The organism is Uliginosibacterium silvisoli (genome assembly GCF_036017035.1).
Lineage (GTDB): Bacteria > Pseudomonadota > Gammaproteobacteria > Burkholderiales > Rhodocyclaceae > Viridibacterium > Viridibacterium silvisoli.
Genome location: NZ_JAYXHS010000003.1, coordinates 208,430 through 225,476, shown reverse-complemented (window position 1 = coordinate 225,476; position 17,047 = coordinate 208,430). Strand labels below are relative to the sequence as shown.

At 61.5% G+C, this 17,047-nt stretch carries 19 protein-coding genes; 12 read left to right on the top strand and 7 right to left on the bottom strand.

What is annotated here, in order from left to right:
* Positions 1 to 8: 8 nt before the first annotated feature.
* Both VVD49_RS15830 and argB read right to left on the bottom strand, forming a co-directional pair.
* Positions 9 to 1,574 (bottom strand): glycosyltransferase family 39 protein, encoded by a 1,566-nt coding sequence (locus VVD49_RS15830; protein WP_327600176.1) that lies wholly within the window; start codon positions 1,572 to 1,574, stop codon positions 9 to 11.
* A 51-nt stretch (positions 1,575 to 1,625) separates the two neighbouring features.
* The gene (gene argB, locus VVD49_RS15825; protein WP_327600175.1) at positions 1,626 to 2,516 is read right to left on the bottom strand and encodes an acetylglutamate kinase; all 891 of its coding nucleotides are present in this window, start codon (positions 2,514 to 2,516) and stop codon (positions 1,626 to 1,628) included.
* Between the two features lie 301 nt (positions 2,517 to 2,817).
* Between argB and VVD49_RS15820 the strand changes: the two genes are divergently transcribed.
* From VVD49_RS15820 to VVD49_RS15800, 5 genes are all read left to right on the top strand, one after another.
* Positions 2,818 to 3,051, top strand: a complete 234-nt coding sequence (locus VVD49_RS15820; RefSeq protein WP_327600174.1) for an acyl carrier protein — start codon at positions 2,818 to 2,820, stop codon at positions 3,049 to 3,051.
* A gap of 3 nt (positions 3,052 to 3,054) precedes the next feature.
* Positions 3,055 to 3,510: a VOC family protein gene (locus VVD49_RS15815; RefSeq protein ID WP_327600173.1), complete on the top strand. Its 456-nt coding sequence runs from the start codon at positions 3,055 to 3,057 to the stop codon at positions 3,508 to 3,510.
* A gap of 3 nt (positions 3,511 to 3,513) precedes the next feature.
* Entirely contained in the window at positions 3,514 to 5,424 is a 1,911-nt protein-coding gene (locus tag VVD49_RS15810; protein WP_327600172.1) for an HAD-IIIC family phosphatase, read from the top strand.
* 123 nt (positions 5,425 to 5,547) lie between these two features.
* Positions 5,548 to 7,083, top strand: a complete 1,536-nt coding sequence (locus VVD49_RS15805) for an MBOAT family O-acyltransferase (RefSeq protein ID WP_327600171.1) — start codon at positions 5,548 to 5,550, stop codon at positions 7,081 to 7,083.
* A gap of 12 nt (positions 7,084 to 7,095) precedes the next feature.
* Entirely contained in the window at positions 7,096 to 8,175 is a 1,080-nt protein-coding gene (locus tag VVD49_RS15800) for a hypothetical protein (RefSeq protein WP_327600170.1), read from the top strand.
* Here VVD49_RS15800 and nudB read toward each other — a convergent pair.
* Genes nudB through coaBC form a run of 5 tightly spaced genes read right to left on the bottom strand, consistent with a single transcriptional unit; the run spans position 8,138 to position 11,100 of the window.
* The gene (gene nudB, locus VVD49_RS15795; protein ID WP_327600169.1) at positions 8,138 to 8,617 is read right to left on the bottom strand and encodes a dihydroneopterin triphosphate diphosphatase; all 480 of its coding nucleotides are present in this window, start codon (positions 8,615 to 8,617) and stop codon (positions 8,138 to 8,140) included. The two genes, VVD49_RS15800 and nudB, sit on opposite strands and share 38 nt — an antisense overlap.
* 1 nt (position 8,618) lies before the next feature.
* The gene (locus VVD49_RS15790; protein ID WP_327600168.1) at positions 8,619 to 9,056 is read right to left on the bottom strand and encodes a barstar family protein; all 438 of its coding nucleotides are present in this window, start codon (positions 9,054 to 9,056) and stop codon (positions 8,619 to 8,621) included.
* Entirely contained in the window at positions 9,053 to 9,412 is a 360-nt protein-coding gene (locus VVD49_RS15785) for a guanyl-specific ribonuclease (protein ID WP_327600167.1), read from the bottom strand. Before VVD49_RS15785 ends, VVD49_RS15790 begins: the two co-directional genes overlap by 4 nt.
* Positions 9,413 to 9,426: 14 nt before the next feature.
* On the bottom strand, positions 9,427 to 9,876 hold the full coding sequence (dut, locus tag VVD49_RS15780; protein WP_327600166.1) for a dUTP diphosphatase: 450 nt from the start codon (positions 9,874 to 9,876) through the stop codon (positions 9,427 to 9,429).
* A gap of 39 nt (positions 9,877 to 9,915) precedes the next feature.
* Entirely contained in the window at positions 9,916 to 11,100 is a 1,185-nt protein-coding gene (coaBC, locus tag VVD49_RS15775; protein WP_327600165.1) for a bifunctional phosphopantothenoylcysteine decarboxylase/phosphopantothenate--cysteine ligase CoaBC, read from the bottom strand.
* A gap of 66 nt (positions 11,101 to 11,166) precedes the next feature.
* On the opposite strand from coaBC, the gene radC reads away from it, so the two are divergent.
* From radC to dapA, 7 genes are all read left to right on the top strand, one after another.
* A complete protein-coding gene (radC, locus tag VVD49_RS15770; protein ID WP_327600164.1) occupies positions 11,167 to 11,844 on the top strand; it encodes a RadC family protein in 678 nt (225 codons plus the stop codon).
* Between the two features lie 249 nt (positions 11,845 to 12,093).
* Positions 12,094 to 12,330, top strand: coding sequence for a 50S ribosomal protein L28 (gene rpmB / locus VVD49_RS15765; RefSeq protein WP_327600163.1), 237 nt, complete (start codon positions 12,094 to 12,096; stop codon positions 12,328 to 12,330).
* Positions 12,331 to 12,359: 29 nt separating this feature from the next.
* Complete coding sequence (gene rpmG, locus VVD49_RS15760; protein ID WP_327600162.1) at positions 12,360 to 12,527, top strand: 50S ribosomal protein L33; 168 nt, start codon at positions 12,360 to 12,362, stop codon at positions 12,525 to 12,527.
* Positions 12,528 to 12,659: 132 nt separating this feature from the next.
* Complete coding sequence (locus VVD49_RS15755; protein WP_327600161.1) at positions 12,660 to 13,733, top strand: 3-deoxy-7-phosphoheptulonate synthase; 1,074 nt, start codon at positions 12,660 to 12,662, stop codon at positions 13,731 to 13,733.
* A 44-nt stretch (positions 13,734 to 13,777) separates the two neighbouring features.
* A complete protein-coding gene (locus VVD49_RS15750; protein WP_327600160.1) occupies positions 13,778 to 15,016 on the top strand; it encodes a DUF1015 domain-containing protein in 1,239 nt (412 codons plus the stop codon).
* A 149-nt stretch (positions 15,017 to 15,165) separates the two neighbouring features.
* On the top strand, positions 15,166 to 16,092 hold the full coding sequence (locus VVD49_RS15745; protein WP_327600159.1) for a histone deacetylase family protein: 927 nt from the start codon (positions 15,166 to 15,168) through the stop codon (positions 16,090 to 16,092).
* Between the two features lie 72 nt (positions 16,093 to 16,164).
* Positions 16,165 to 17,043 carry a 4-hydroxy-tetrahydrodipicolinate synthase gene (gene dapA, locus VVD49_RS15740; protein ID WP_327600158.1) on the top strand — a complete coding sequence of 293 codons (879 nt, stop codon included), beginning with the start codon at positions 16,165 to 16,167 and terminating at the stop codon, positions 17,041 to 17,043.
* Positions 17,044 to 17,047 lie beyond the last annotated feature (4 nt).

Here is a 17,047-nt window from a genome sequence, read left to right as displayed (position 1 = left end):
TTTGTGGTTCAGCGCATGCAGGTCACGTGATGCAATTGCAGGCCGGTGTACTTCCGCGTGCTGACCAGATGTTGCGGGCATGAGATGAGGTCCGCCGGGTTCAGGCCGTTGTTGCCCACCAGCCAGAAACGCTTCGCTGTCTGCATGGCCGGCACAGGGGACCAGCCGATAATGAGCGGGCCGGCGGGTGAGTCGACCTGTCGCGTGCGCGGCAACAGGCCTAGCCAATTGAGCTTCTGTGTGCCCAGGCGTGCGTAGATCTTGCGCCAGGCTTCCGATGAGTCGGCCCGCTCCGGATCCTGCACTTCCAGCATGCTGCCCCACTCGGGGCCAACCAGATAGCGCGCCACGCCCCAGTAGATGATGTTGTCGGGCACGTACACGAATTCACCATCGGCCTTGTGGGCGATGATGTCGGCCGCCAGTTCCCGATACTGCGTCTTGCGCGGCTCAATGGCCTGCTGCCATGCCGCCCAGGCGCAGCCGATGGCGCATGCGGCAAGGATCACGCTGAGGAGCGTGCGTGCGGCAGGCTGCCTGCATTTCTCGAACAGTTGCACCAGCGCAGCGCCCAGCACGATGGCTGCAAACGGCGCGCAGAACGCAAAGACGCGGTCCAGCCAGATCGGGCGTATGGCAATTGACAAGACCATGCCGAAGAACAAAGGCCAGAACACCATACAGACCGCGAGGCGCCTGACCTCCCTCACAGCCCAGGCGCTCACCAGCAAGGCTGCCCCCAATGCGATGGCGACCACCGCATAGGGTGTGGGGCTCATGAAGGCATCGCCATAGCCCAGAATCCAGCCGCCGACAGTATGCGCACCGTCTGCCAGCGATGCATTGTGGGTATGCGAAATACTGCGGAAATTTGCGTTGATCAGCCAAGGCAGCATGGCAACGCCGGCCAGCACTGAAATGCGCAGCCAGCGCCACAGTTCGGTGCGCTGTCGCGTCTTGTTTAGGAGGCTCGCATAGGGGAAAAGATAGAGGACCAGGCCCGAGAGCATGATCAGGCTGGCCGCGCTGTGCATGGCCGCCATGGGGAACAGGGCGATGCCCAGTGGCAGGGCTCCCTTGAAGCTGCGATTCGCCAGGAAGTGTTCGGCTGCCGCCCAGGTCAGTGTCGCAACTGCGCAGAGCATGGCGTACTGACGCAACTCGCCGGCGAAATAGATTTCGCTGCCGAGGAAGGCGCAGACTGCCATGGCGGCCAGCCCCGCCTGGCGACCAAAACGGCGCCCTGCAAACACTGCGATGCTGATCAGCGTCACTGAACTCCAGGTCACCGAGTTGAGCATCAGCCAGGTGTCGCTGTGCCCCAGTCCGCTCCAGGCCGTGAGCTGCATGTAGAACAATGGCGGGTGAATTTCAAAGCGCAAGACCGCGATGAAAGTCTGTATGACGGACAGGTTGGTATAGGACGCCGCAAACATCTCGTCATACCAGAACCCTTCACGACCTATCGGCAGGATGCGCAATACGATGCCGATTGCCAGGATGGCGAGGCCCAAGGCAAAGACAGGCAGGCGCGAAACGCGACCTGCCGGAAGATCAGGCGTGCTGGATGTCATTGCCAAGGAAGCCGGAGAGGGGTTGTCAGGTATGTGGGCGTTCGTGCGCGATCAATGGCTCTTGATCATCGTGCCGACACCGTGGTGCGACAGGATCTCGAGCAACAGGCAGTGTTCCACACGACCGTCGATGATGTGCACCGAACGCACGCCATTGCGTGCTGCATCCAGCGCCGAGCTGATCTTCGGCAGCATGCCGCCGGACAGGGTGCCATCGGCGACCAGGTCGTCGATCTGCTTGGGCGTCAGACCGGTCAGCAACTTGCCGCTCTTGTCGAGCACGCCGGGCGTATTGGTGAGGAGCACCAGCTTCTCGGCCTTGAGCACTTCGGCGAGCTTGCCGGCTACCACGTCGGCGTTGATGTTGTAGGTCTCGCCTTCGCTGCCGACACCGATCGGCGCAATCACCGGGATGAAGTCGCCGGTATCGAGGAAGCTGATGATGGACGGATCGATCGCCGAGATCTCGCCGACCTGGCCGATATCGAGCATTTCTTCCGGCTTTTCCTTATTGGGCATCATCAGCTTGCGGGCGCGGATGAAGGCGCCGTCCTGCCCGGTCAGGCCGACGGCCTTGCCGCCATGGCGATTGATCAGGTTGACGATGTCCTTATTGACCTGGCCGCCCAGGACCATTTCGACGATGTCCATCGTCTCTTCGTCAGTGACACGCATGCCCTGGATGAACTGGCCCTGCTTGCCGAGGCGCTTGAGCAGGTCGTCGATCTGCGGGCCACCGCCGTGCACGACTACCGGGTTCATGCCGACGAGTTTGAGCAGCACCACATCCCGCGCGAAGCAGTCCTTGAGCTTCTCGTCGGTCATGGCGTTGCCGCCGTACTTGATGACAATGGTCTTGTCGTAGAAGCGCTTGATGTACGGCAGGGCTTCGGCAAGGATTTCGGCTTTGAGGGCGGGTGCGAGTGTCTGGGTGTCTGCCATGATCAGGGCCAAGCGAGTTTTAACCCGGGAATTGTATCGCAGCAGAGGGAGCGCCCGGGCAGACCGCAGGCGTGTTACGGCGTCATGACCACGGCAGGTGGCCAAGGGGGCAGGTTCAGTCGATGTTTGGTGAATCGTGCTCCAATCTTTGTGCCGTGACGGAAAAATGGCCTGAATCGTGCTGTATTTGGCTATCTGGCGAGGCGCTGTCGCCAATACTGCTTCCGATGCAGGCGGCTGCCGCAAGTCGGTGCATGCGGGCTTTCGCAACGAACATCTCAGGGCGTGAATGAAAATGGAAATGACAGACCTGTATGCGCGTTTGACCGGGATTTTTCAGGATGCGTTCGACGACGATACGCTCGTATTGACGCCCGAGCTGACGGCGCAGGATGTGGATGGGTGGGACAGCATTGCCCACATCCGTCTGGCGCTGACGGTAGAAAAGGCCTTCGGCATCAAGTTCTCGGCCGGCGAAGTTGGCAAGCTCAAGAACGTCGGCGAATTCGCAAGCCTGATCCAGTCGAAAGTCTGAGTCGTGTCGGCGCCGTCCCTCGACAAGCGCTTCGGCTTGGCATTTCATCACTTCGGCCTTGCCGTGCATGCGCCGGACGCCGCTTTTACCTATCTGGATGCGCTCGGCTATCGCGGCGGCGAACCGATGTTCGACCCATTGCAAGGCGTCAATCTCGTGATGCGCTACCACGAGAGCATGCCAGCGGTTGAGGTGATCTGGCCTGGGGATGAGCCTTCGCCAATCGACAACATGCTCAAGCGGCGTGACAGCCTGATTTACCACATCTGCTACACCGCGCCTGACGTGCCCGGCACGCTCGCCGCGATGGCCGAGACAGGCTTGCAGCTACTGGCCTTGGTCGAACCACGGCCGGCCATTCTTTTTGGTGGGCGGGAGGTGTCCTTCCATCACGTCGCCAACTTCGGCCTGATCGAATTCATCCACGGCGATGTTCCGCCAATGGACCTCGGGAGCTGAGGCATGGGGGCCGACCTGCTGACAGAACTGTCGTGGTTGCAGCGTCCGCCCGCAGATGTATCGAAGCGTTGCCGGGCGCTCGTTGCAAGTCCCGATGATTTCGGCCAGCGCGTTCGCCAACTGGCTGCATTTGCCCTCGATACCAACAATATCAATCGCGTGGCCAAGGCCATTGCGCATGCTCAGCAGGCGGGCTGGTCGCTCGCGCCGCTCACGCCGTTCAGTCTCGGCATCGTAAGCAACGCGACGACTGACATGCTGGTGCCGGCACTGGTGACGAGTGCCGCGCGGCACGGCATTGCACTGACCTGTGTTGAGGCGGATTTCGACCAGGTCGTGCAGGAAGCCCTGCAAGCTGATTCACGCATCAACCGCGCGCAGCTCGATGCGGTGCTGATTGCACTCGATCATCGCGGCCTGCCGTTGTGGGCGACACCGGGCGATGCCGATGCGGCCGAGGCGACGCTCAAGTCGGCACTCGCGCACATCGAAACGATCCGCGCTGGCCTGCGCGCAAACGGCAAGTCGATCTGCATCGTGCAGACGGTGGCGCGACCACCCGAGCCCCTTTTCGGCAGTTTCGACATGGCCCTGCCGGGCTCCATGCAGCAGCTCGTGGCGCGCCTGAATCTCGGCATCGCCGAAGCGGTTACGGGCAGCGAAGACCGTCTGCTCGATGTGGCCGGACTGGCGGAAACCGTCGGTCTCGCCAACTGGCACGAGCCGACGCAATGGAACATGGCCAAGCTGCCCTTTGCCGACGCGTGTGTGCCGCTGTACGCGGACCGGCTGGCCGGGCTGCTCGGTGCGTGCAAGGGCAAGAGCCGTCGCTGCCTCGTGCTCGATCTGGACAACACGGTGTGGGGCGGTGTCATTGGCGACGATGGCATGGATGGCATCCAGATCGCGCAGGGCGACGCGACTGGTGAGGCCTTCCTCTCGGTGCAGCGCGCAGCGCTGGCCTTGCGTGAGCGTGGCATCGTGCTCGCCGTGTCGTCCAAGAATACCGACGAAATTGCACGACGCGTGTTTCGCGAGCATCCCGAGATGCTGCTGCGTGAAGAGCACATTGCCGTGTTCCAGGCCAACTGGAATGACAAGGCGAGCAACATCAAGGCGATTGCCGAAGAGTTGTCGCTGGGGCTGGACTCTTTCGTATTCCTCGACGACAACCCGGTCGAGCGCAATCTGGTGCGCAGCGAGTTGCCACAAGTTGCCGTGCCGGAGTTGCCGGAAGATCCCGCGCTGTACGCCCGTACCTTGTTGTGTGCCGGCTACTTCGAATCAGTGGCTTTCTCCGAGGAGGATCGTCAGCGCGCGGCCTTCTACCAAGGCAATGCACGCCGCGTGTCGATGCTGAAGCTGGCAACCGACATGGACGCCTACCTGGCTTCGCTGGCGATGGTCATGACCGTGCAGCCCTTCGACGAGACTGGCCGCGCGCGCATCGCCCAGCTCATCAGCAAGTCGAACCAGTTCAATCTCACGACGCGGCGTTACACGGAGGCCGATGTTGCTGCGGCCGCTGCCGATGCGAATATGTTCACCCTGCAAGTGCGCCTCGCTGATTCGCTCGGCGACAACGGCATGATCAGCGTGATCATCTGTCGTCCGCTTGGCGATGATTGGGACATCGACACCTGGCTGATGAGTTGCCGGGTGCTGGGGCGCAAAGTCGAACAGGGCGTGCTGCAGGAAATACTCACGAATGCGCGCGTGGCTGGCGTCAAGCGACTGCTGGGCAGCTACATTCCGACCGAACGTAACGAGCTGGTGAAAGAGCATTACGCCAAGCTCGGCTTCAGTCTGCTGGAGACGTCTGCGGACGGCACGACCCGCTGGGCGCTCGACGTGGCCAGCGTCACGCCGATTGAGCTGCCTTTCGTCGTGCAACGTCCAGCACTGTCGGTGTGAGGTGCTGACAGGCGCCGCAGGTGAGGGGCTCGCGGGCTTGTTCAGTATTCAGGAGGGAGCGGGAGTGGGCAGAGACCTCTCCTGTGTTTTCAGAATCAAGCCAGGCGTGTTTCGGGGAGCCGTATGCTTTTCAATTCCGTCGTTTTCATTTTCCTGTTCTTGCCGATCACGGTGGCCGGCTATTTCTTCCTGGCGCGCTTCGGCAGGCGCCCGGCACTTGGCTGGCTGATCTCCGCATCGCTGTTTTTCTACGCGTGGTGGAGCGTGGCGTTCCTGCCCTTGCTGCTCGGCTCCATCCTGTTCAACTACGGCATGTCGGAGCTCATCGGCCGCACGCAACGCCCGCGCCTGCAGAATGCCTTCCTGACGCTGGCCATCGTCGTCGACCTTGGCGCGCTGGCGTACTACAAGTATCTCTTTGCGATCGTGCAGACGCTCAATGCCCACCTCGGCCTGAGCATGCACTTCGACGAGATTGCCTTGCCGATCGGCATCTCGTTCTTCACCTTCACGCAGATCGGCTACCTGCTCGACGTGAAGCAAGGCATGACCGAGGAGCGCGGCTTCCTCAGCTACATCATGTTCGTGACCTTCTTCCCGCATCTGGTGGCGGGCCCCATTCTGCATAACAGGGAGATGATGCCGCAGTATGCGGACGAGAAAACCTACCGCGTTTCCGCCAGCAATATCTCCATCGGGCTGGCGCTATTGGTGATGGGCTTGGCCAAGAAGACGCTGTTGGCGGACCCGCATTCGGCTGCAGTAGCCAGCGGTTTCGCGCATACCGGGGCCTTGTCGGCAGGCGAGGCCTGGCATGTCGTACTGTCCTACTCGCTGCAGCTGTATTTCGATTTCTCCGGCTATTCGGACATGGCGATCGGCCTGGCGCGCATCTTCAACGTGACCTTCCCGGTGAATTTCAACTCGCCCTTCAAATCGACCAGCATCATCGAATACTGGCAGCGCTGGCACATCACGCTGACCAATTACCTGAACCTGTATCTCTACAATCCGATTGCGATGAAGGTGTCGCGCTGGCGCATGGAGCGTGACCTCGACGTGTCGCGCAAGGCCCTGGCGACGCCGGGCGGTTTTGCCGCCATGGTGCTGTTCCCGACCTTTGCCACCATGGGCATCGCTGGCGTGTGGCACGGTGCAGGTCTTCAGTTCCTGATCTTCGGTTTGATGCACGCGACTTACCTGTCCATCAACAACGCCTGGCGCGTCTATCGCGCACCGGCCAAGAAGGCGACCAAGGGCCAGCCCGAGCCTGCCTGGAAGCGCCCCGTGAAAGTCCTGCTGACCTACCTGTCGGTCGTCATCGCGGTGATCTTCTTCCGCGCGCCGTCGACGGAAGCGGCCTTGCAGATGCTGTCTGCGATGCTCGGCGCCAATGGCCTGGGCAGCTTTGGTGGTGCAAGTTTCTCGCGGGCTGAATTGCTGGTCATGCTGCTCTCGTACTTCATCATCTGGGGTCTGCCGAACACGCAGCAGATCCTCGTGCAGCACGCACCCGTGCTGGAGAAAGTCACGGCCGGACGCCCCGCCTGGCTGCAGTGGAAGCCGACCGCAGCATGGGCTGCCGGTCTGGGTGTGCTCGCTGCGTGTGCCATTCTCGCGACGGGTGGCACCAGCGAATTCCTGTACTTCCAGTTCTGATCGGCGGCCTCGATGCAAGCTCGTGAATCTGATCCGCGGCTTTTCCTGACGATCTTCGTGGCAGCACTGCTGTTGAGCCTCGCTGCGATCTGGCTGTATGTCGTGTATATGCCGATGCGGTTTCTTGAAACCGGCTACGTCAGCTGGACGGCCAAAATGGATCTGGCAAAGACCTGCGATATGGGCGATCTCGTCGTCATCGGCGACAGCCAGGCGGAAGCGGCGATCAACCCGCTGGGCCTGTCAGTCAAGAGCACCAATCTTGCGGTGGGTGGCGCGACACCTATCGAGATGTATTACTGGGGGGAGCACGTGCTGCGTTGCCCGAACGTGCCTCGTCATGTAATGCTGACCATGGCCCGTGGACAGATGGGGCTCATCAGTAATTTCCTGTTTGAAAACGGCGCGCGCTACGGCTACATCGGGTTTGGCCCGCTGCAGGAAATTCAGACCGAATCTGCGCGTCTGCACGACGGTGCCTTGGAGAGGTTGCACACACGTGACGGCTTGAACGGCACGCTGCGCAACGCCTTCTATGCCATGCATGCGCCACCGCTGTACTTCAACAGCCTGATCAGTGCGCGCTTCAATGGTCGTGCGCAGGCTAATACACAAGTCTATGACAGGCTGCTGCGCAACCGCGGTCACAACGACTATCCAGGCCAGGTGCAGAACGCCGGCGCGGGCGCGCACGCGGAAGAGCCGGATTTCAAGGTGTTGCCGATTCAGGCTTATTACCTGGAGCGCCTGATCGAGCGCCTGGAAGGCGCGGGCGCGCAGGTGCATTTTCTCGTCATGCCACGGCGCGGGTCTGGTGACGAACAGCATGCCGGCCAACAGGACGCGCGCTTCAACGCTTACCTCGTCGGGCTACAGCGTCAGCATCCGCATTTCGATGTGGTCAATGGCGTACCTGCGATCTGGCCGGATGCCTTGTTCTCCGACGCGGCCCACCTCAATCCGGCGGGGACCGAGCGCTATACCGCCCAGTTTGAACACTGCGTGAAGCTTCGTGTGCTGGCCGGGCCTGCGGCCCCGGCCGCTGCGTGCGACTTTACTTCGGTCGTGGCGGGGAACTCATTGGCGAATTGACGCGTGACGGCAGCATCAGGATCGCGTCGCGGTTCGACCACGAGAAACATCTGGCCGCGGCTTCGCGCCATGGCAACCAGGCGGCGTCGACATGCTCTCGTGGCGCCAGATGGACTTCGCACGGAGCAGGTAATTCCAGGCTGAATACATGCTCGACGTTATGGGTGACGCCGGGCGCGTAGCGATGCCGCCATTGTTGGAATATCTCGAAGCGGTTACTCAGGTGCCAGTCGTGCAGGTTACTTGCAGCAATGACGATACCGGTTTCCTCGGCGACTTCGCGAGCCGCAGTTTCACGCGGTGATTCGTCTGCTTCGAGACTGCCGGTGACTGATTGCCAGAAGCCGCGATGCAGGGCGCGTTCGATCAACAGCACTTCGAGTGCCGGGGTATGAATCAGGGCCAGCACCGATACGGGCGTCTTGAAAACCTCATTCGCCATGTCAGGCGCTTTGTGGGAAGGCGGGCAGTGTGTCTGTATTGCCCTCTACGAGTACCCAGAAAGCAATCTGGTTGTCGCGCCAGAAGTCGCTGACCTCGTTGAGCAAATCCACAAGCGTTTGCCACAGCTCGGGTTGCGCTGTGCGTAGCGCATCGCTACCGCGCACGGCAAGGACAAAGCCCTCTGCCTCGCTCCAGGACAGATCAGTCAGGCAATCGGCCAACGCATCCCAGTTCTCGCCGTACCACGCGGGGAAGCGGAGTGCCTGTCCGATGTGCCGCAACAGGGAGGGGGCGGTTTGTACGTTGCTGACGTCCAGTGACCAACTGTCGAAGCCGATGGCCATGGCCGCATGTTCGGCGGCTTGCAGCTGCGCGGCCGATGCGAGGTACACGCCAGCCCGGGCGGGGCGCGCAAGCATGTCGGTGGCAGGACTCATGGCGTTACCTTCGCGAAGCTTCGGTAGTGGTCGGCGGTGTAGTAGTACTCGTCGGGTTCGCCCGCAATGATGCGCCGCGCCCCACGGTCCCGGGCTCCGGGAGTGGGTACCGTGTACTCGCGGTAGTAACCGCGTGCCTGGCTCGGCAGTCGGCGTTCGCGATTCTGGAACTCGATGCCGTCGCGCCGGTACGGGAATGGCCCCCCCGCGCGAATCAGCTTCAGGGTTGTGCGCGCTTCTGCGGGCAGCGCACTGACTTCGATGCCTGGCCAGTCGTTACTGCGGTTGTCGCGTGCGTCTGCTGGGGCAAACAGCCCCAGACAGAGGCCGAACGCCAGCACGAGCCGGGCAAGCATGCGCACGACGCGGGTCAAACTTTGCCAGTACTGCCGAAGCCGCCCGCACCGCGATCGCTTGCAGCGAAGTCTTCGACGATATTGAAGCCCACTTGCAGCACCGGCACGATGACCAGTTGCGCGATGCGGTCCAGCGGCTGGATGGTGAAGCTGTCCTTGCCGCGATTCCAGGTCGAGACGAAGAGCTGGCCCTGGTAATCCGAATCGATCAGGCCGACGAGATTGCCGAGCACGATGCCGTGCTTATGACCGAGGCCCGATCGCGGCAGGATGATTGCGGCATAGCCCGGGTCGGCCAGGTGGATGGCCATGCCGGTCGGGATCAGATGTGTTTCGCCGGGGTTGAGCACCAGCGGTGCTTCGAGCGCAGCGCGCAGGTCGAGACCGGCGGCGCCGGGCGTGGCGTATTGGGGCAGGGCATCCTTGATGCGGGGGTCGAGAATCTTTACGTCAATCTGGCGCATGGTGGTCATCAAAGGTGGGGGCGGACGATTGTCCGCGGTTCAGGAGAGAAGCTTGGAGATGTGACTGACGATGCCGCGGGCGACCTCGTCCTTGCTCGCCAGTGGCAACGGGTGGCGGCCGGCCGCGTCGAACAGCACGACCTGATTGGTGTCGCCGCCCATGCCGTCCTGCACGAGATTGCCGACCACCAGTTTCAGTTTCTTGGCGCTGAGTTTGCCTTGCGCGTAGTTGTCCAGATCGCGGCTCTCGGCTGCGAAGCCGACGCTGAACGGTGCGGCGGGCAGGGCGGCAACCTCGGCAAGGATGTCGGGATTGCGCGTGAATTCGACTGTCAGTGTTTCGCCGGTTTTCTTGATCTTGTCGGCGGCAGTCTCAACAGGGCGATAGTCCGCTACGGCGGCCACGCCGATGAAAATGTCCGAGGTGCTCACGTGATTCAGGACGGCCTCGCGCATCTGTAGGGCCGATTTGACGTCTACGCGCGTCACGCCGGCTGGTGTCGGCTGGCTGACCGGGCCGCTGACCAGCGTCACTTCCGCGCCGGCTTCCGCGCAAGCGCGCGCAAGGGCGAAACCCATCTTGCCCGAACTCAGATTCGTCAGGCCGCGCACGGGATCGAGCGCTTCGAAGGTTGGGCCGGCGGTCATCAGCACGCGCTTGCCAGCAAGTAGCTTGGGCTGGAAGTGCGCGAGCACTGCGTCGCAGATTTCAGCTGCTTCCAGCATGCGCCCGTCACCGACTTCACCGCAGGCCTGATCGCCGTTGCCGGGTCCGAGAATGCCGACGCCGTCGGCGCGCAACTGCGCGACGTTGCGTTGAGTCGCCGCATTGCCCCACATCTCGCGGTTCATGGCGGGTGCAACGAGTAGCGGGCAATTGCGCGCCAGGCAGAGCGTGGACAGCAGATCGTCGGAAATGCCATTGGCCAGCTTGGCCATGAAGTTGGCCGTGGCCGGCGCAATCAGCGCCAGATCTGCCTGGCGCGTCAGGTTGATATGCGCCATGCCGTTGCTCATGCGCGCATCCCATTGATCGGTCCACACGGTGTTGCCCGTCAGCGCCTGGAAAGTGAGCGGCGTCACGAAGTGCGTAGCAGCCTCCGTCATCGCGACATGCACTGTCGCGCCGGCCTTGATCAGCAGACGTACCAGTTCGGCCGCCTTGTAGGCTGCGATGCCGCCTGTCACGCCCAGTACGATGGTCTTGCCCGTCAGTCCGCTCATGTTGTCCGTCGCCTGCCGCAGAATCGCGGCTCAATCCGTCCATTCTATCCTTTGGAGTCTCGCAAATTGGCAATCACCGACTGGCCCGAGCAGGAGCGTCCACGTGAGCGTTTGCTGGCGCAGGGCGCGGCAGCCTTGTCCGACGCGGAACTGCTGGCCATCTTCCTGCGGGTCGGTGTACGCGGCAAGAGCGCGGTGGATCTGGCGCGTGAGCTGGTGGCGCGCTTCGGCAGTCTGACGGGTCTCTTTGCTGCGAAGTCAGAAGAGCTGCAGGCAGTGCACGGCATGGGCGAGGCCAAATACGTTCAATTGCAGGCAGTGCTTGAAATGTCACGCCGCGCGCTGGGGGAGCAGATGCGCCGCCGTGATGTACTGAGCTCACCGCAGGCTGTGCGTGACTGGCTGCGCCTGCAGATCGCCAGCCTGCCGCACGAAGTTTTCATGGTGATATTGCTCGATGCGCAGAACTGCCTGATCGAAGCAGTCGAACTGTTCCGCGGAACGCTGACGCAAACGAGCGTGTACCCGCGTGAAGTCGTGAAGCTGGCGCTTGCCCATAATGCGGCGGCCATCATCCTGGCCCATAACCATCCCTCGGGCGTGGCCGAACCCAGCAGGGCGGACGAGATGCTGACGCGCAGTCTGAAACAGGCGCTGGCCATGGTCGATGTCAAAGTGCTCGACCATTTCGTCGTGGCAGGCAATTCGCAGCCTTTGTCCTTTGCCGAGCGCGGGCTGATGTAAGAGCCTGCCCACGGTCTTGCTGCGAGGTCGTGATCGGGGCTCATCCGCTGCTCGAAATCCTCATGTAGTTATCTACACTCCGGTTTCTGCGCAGCTCCGCGTATGCCAACTGAGCCCGCTGACGGCCTCGCGCTACAAGCCCTGAACAGGTTCTCGAGGAAACAAAGCAAACAAGTACTTGAAAAGCCGACAAGGTCCTATGTATAATCATGGGCTTTTCGGAATCGAACAAAGTCTGGAGTACGAGATATGTCTCGCGTTTGTATCGTTACGGGCAAGGGCCCGATGGTGGGTAACAATGTTTCCCACGCCAACAACAAGACGAAGCGCCGTTTTCTGCCGAACCTGCAGCAACGTCGTTTCTGGCTGGAAGATGAAAACCGTTGGGTAAGCCTGCGTGTTTCGACCGCCGGCCTGCGTACCATCGACAAGAAGGGTATTGAAGTCGTTCTGGCTGAGCTGCGCGAGCGCGGCGAACGCGTCTGATCTTCAACCCATAAAGCGGAGCATTTAAAATGGCTAAAGGCGGACGTGAAAAGATCAAGCTGGAGTCCTCTGCGGGCACCGGCCACTTCTACACCACCAACAAGAACAAGCGCACCACCCCGGAAAAGCTTGAGTTCCTGAAGTACGACCCGGTCGTGCGCAAGCACGTGCCGTACAAGGAAACAAAGCTCAAGTAAGCACGGCAAGGCTTTAGCCTTGCTGCGCCTGCCTCAGGCGAGGTTCCGGTTCCAGACTCAAACCCGCCCTGTGCGGGTTTTTGTTTTTACGCTTCTCGTTGTTCCAACGACTTCAATGGAGTTCTCTCTCCGATGAGCCACGCATCCACTGAAAACCTGAACGTCGCCGCCTTCGATCACATGCCTTCGCCGGCAGAGATCAAGCAGCGCGTCCCCCTGACTGACTCTGCTGCGCGCGTTGTCACGGAAGGGCGCCGCACCTTGTCGCGCCTGCTGGATCGTCAGGATCCGCGCTTTCTGGTGATCATCGGGCCATGCTCGATCCACGATCCGTCGGCCGGTCTGGAATACGCGCGCCGTCTGCGTCAGTTGAGCGAAGAGCTGTCGGATACCTTGTGCATCGTCATGCGCGTGTATTTCGAAAAGCCGCGTACCTCGACGGGCTGGAAGGGCTTCATCAACGACCCGCGCATGGATGACTCCTTCCATATCGAAGAAGGTATGGAGCGTGGTCGCCGCTTCCTGCATGACGTGGCTGAGTTTGGCCTGCCTGCAGCGACAGAGGCGCTGGACCCGATCGCGCCGCAGTACTACGGTGATCTGGTGAGCTGGACGGCGATCGGCGCGCGTACGGCGGAATCGCAGACTCACCGCGAAATGGCTTCCGGCCTGTCGACGCCGGTGGGTTTCAAGAACGGCACCGATGGTTCGCTGGATGCGGCCATCAATGGCGTGCTGTCCGCCGCGTCGCCACACAGTTTCCTCGGCCTCAATGAGCAAGGTGAGGTCGCGATCATCCGTACGCGTGGCAACAAGTACGGCCATCTCGTGCTGCGTGGCGGTGGCGGGCAACCGAATTACGATACGGTCGCCATCTCGCTTGCCGAGCAGGCACTGGCCAAGGCGAAACTCCCGGCCAATATCATTGTCGATTGCTCGCACGCCAATTCGATGAAGAAGCCCGAGTTGCAACCCCTGGTGATGCGCGATGTGGTGAACCAGGTGCGTAACGGCAATCGCTCCATCGTCGGCGTCATGATCGAAAGCTTCCTCGAAGCAGGCAATCAACCGATCCCGGCGAACCTGGCCGATTTGCGCTACGGCTGTTCGGTGACGGACGCCTGCATTGGCTGGGACACCACCGAGGCCTTGCTGCGCGAAACAGCCGAAACCCTGCGGGCGACTGTCGCGGCACGCTCGGAATGAACGTAATCCATCTGATCTGAAACCGAAGCACAGGACTCGAACTCATGCATCTGATTCAACCGTTTGCCGGCCTGCGCCCAGCAGCCGATTGCGCTCCCGAAATCGTGGCGCCTCCCTATGACGTGCTGTCCAGCGATGAAGCGCGCGCTCGCGCCGATGGCAAGCCGTGGAGCTTCCTGCATATCTCCAAACCGGAGATCGATCTACCGGAAGGTACCGATGTCTATTCCGCACCGGTATATGCCAAAGCGGCTGAAAACCTGCAGCGCATGGTCGATGCGGGCGTGCTGGTGCGTGACGATGCGCCGTGCTACTACGTGTATCGCATTGTCATGGGCAAGCACACGCAGACCGGCCTCGTTGCCGCGGCCTCGGTTGCAAACTATGACAAGAACCGTATCCGCCGCCACGAGCTGACGCGCCCGGACAAGGAAGATGACCGTGTACGCCAGATCGAGGCGTTGAACGCACAGACTGGTCCGGTGCTGTTGGCCTACCCGAAGGCGCCTGCGGTCGACGCCATCCTCAAGGCCGCTACGAGCGGCGCACCGATTGCCGATGCGACGGCGGACGACGGAATTCAGCACACCGTGTGGGCGATTCGTGATGCAGCGACGCTGGCCGAGCTGACGGCTGCATTCGATGCCATGCATGCGCTCTACATTGCTGACGGTCACCATCGTTCTGCAGCCGCGTCGCGCGTTTGTGCGGCACGCAAGGCAGCAAACCCGAATCACTCGGGCAACGAGTCGTACAACAATTTCCTGTCGGTGATTTTCCCCGATCACGAACTGGCGATCTTCGATTACAACCGCGTCGTGGTGGATCTGAATGGCTTGAGCCAGGCGCAGCTCATCGAGAAGATCGGTAGCGCTTTCACTGTTGAAGCGGTTGCGGGGCAGGTCAAGCCAGCGCGCCACGGTGAAGTGGGGATGTACCTGAAGGGACAGTGGTATCGCCTTGTCATCAAGCCCGAGTTGGTGCCGCAGGATCCGGTTGCGCGACTCGACGTGAGCCTGCTGTCTGACCACCTGCTGGGCCCGGTGCTCGGCATTGCCGATTTGCGCCGTGACAAGCGCATTGATTTTGTCGGCGGCATTCGTGGCCTGGCGGAACTTGAAAAGCGCGTTAACAGCGGCGAAATGGCCGTGGCATTCGCGATGTTCGCGACGACCATGGCCGATCTGATTGCGGTGGCCGATGCCGACCAGATCATGCCGCCGAAGTCGACCTGGTTCGAGCCAAAGCTGGCGGACGGTCTGCTGTCGCACGTGCTGGGCTAAGAGCCGGCAGCAAAAGGGCTGCGCACGCGACTGGCGTTGTTGGCTCGCTCGCCTGCATGAGCCTGCTCTGCGCGAGCCCCACGCGCTCGCTCCATGTGCTGCAGGTTCTAGGCTCGTTTTCTTGGCACCTTTACGGTGGAGGTTGTGAAATGACTGGCACAGCGTTCATTACCCATCCGGATTGCTGGCTCCACAGCATGGGAGCCGGACATCCGGAGTCGCCGGACAGGCTCTCCGCCATCCGTGATCGCATGATCGCTTCCGGGCTGGAGCAGTACGTCACCAGCCTGGAGGCGCCTCAAGCCAGCATCGAGCAGCTCCAGCTGGCGCATTCTCCCGACTACATCCGCGAGGTGCTCGAATGGGCGCCGGAGCGCGGCATCGTGCATCTTGATCCAGACACCGCCATGTGTCCGCACACGCTAAAGGCTGCGTTGCGTGCGGCAGGGGCGGGCATCTTGGCGACCGATCTGGTCATGCGGGGTGAGGCCGATTCGGCCTTCTGCGCAGTGCGCCCGCCGGGGCATCACGCTGAATATGCGCGCGCGATGGGCTTCTGCTTTTTCAACAATGTGGCGGTAGCGGCCCGGCATGCGCTTGAAGTTCATGGGCTGCAGCGCGTCGCCATCGTTGATTTCGATGTGCATCATGGCAACGGCACGGAAGACATTTTTTCCGCCGATGAGCGCGTGCTGATGGTGAGTTTTTTCCAGCATCCGTTCTATCCCTATAGCGGCACGCGCAACCCGAGTGCAAACATGCGTAACACGCCTTTGCCGGCGGCGACGCGCGGCGATGTGGTGCGCGAGCTCGTTGAGCAAAGCTGGTTGCCGGCGCTCGCCGCGCATCAGCCACAGATGCTGTTCATCTCGGCCGGTTTTGACGCGCATTACGAAGACGACATGGCCTCCATGGGGCTGATGGATGCGGACTATGCGTGGATATCCGAACAGCTGCGCAGTTTTGCCGACGCGCACTGCGAGGGGCGCATCGTGTCGATGCTGGAAGGGGGCTACGCGTTGTCAGCGCTGGGCCGCAGCGCGGTGCTGCATGTCAAGGCGCTGGCGGGGTTGTGAGTCCGCCACGACAGGATTGAAGGCACACCCTTCAGGTACAATGCCGCTTTTGCTTTTTACGCAGATATCGTCATGTTGACAGGTTCTCTTGTTGCGCTGGTGACGCCTTTCCTGGCGGATGGCCAGCTTGATCTGGTGCGTTTTCGCAGCCTCATCGATTTCCATGTGCGTGAAGGTTCGGATGGTCTGGTGATCGTCGGCACCACGGGCGAGTCGCCTACCGTGAATGTCGAAGAGCATTGCACCTTGATCCGCGTCGCAGTCGAGCATTCCGCGGGCCGTATTCCTGTTATCGCCGGGACGGGCGCGAACTCGACTTCTGAAGCCATCGAGCTGACACGTTTCGCCAAAGACGTGGGTGCCCAAGCCGGCTTGTCTGTCGTGCCGTACTACAACCGCCCGACGCAGGAAGGCATGTACCAGCACTTCAAGGCCATTGCTGAAGCGGTCGACCTGCCCTTGATCCTGTACAACGTGCCCGGCCGCACGGTGGCCGACATGAACAACGATACGGTGCTGCGTCTGGCCAAAGTGCCGGGCATCATCGGCATCAAGGACGCCACCGGCAATATCGAACGCATCACCGATCTGGCGATGCGTGCGCCGAAAGAGTTCGTGCTTTACAGCGGCGATGACATGACCGTGTTGCCGTTCATTGCGCTGGGCGGGCATGGCGTGATCTCGGTTGCAGCAAACGTCGCACCGCGCCTCATGCACGAGCTGTGCGTGGCGACGCTGGCGGGCGATGTGGCGTTGGCGCGCAAGCTCAACGCGAAACTTTTCCTCCTCAATCGCGATCTGTTCGTCGAAGCCAACCCCATTCCTGTGAAGTGGGCCTGCGAACAGATGGGCTTGATTGGCCCTGCCATCCGTTTGCCGCTGACGTCCCTGTCCGAGCAATTCCACGAGCGCGTTCGTGCTGCCATGCGTGCAGCCGAAGCCTTGAACTGAAAGG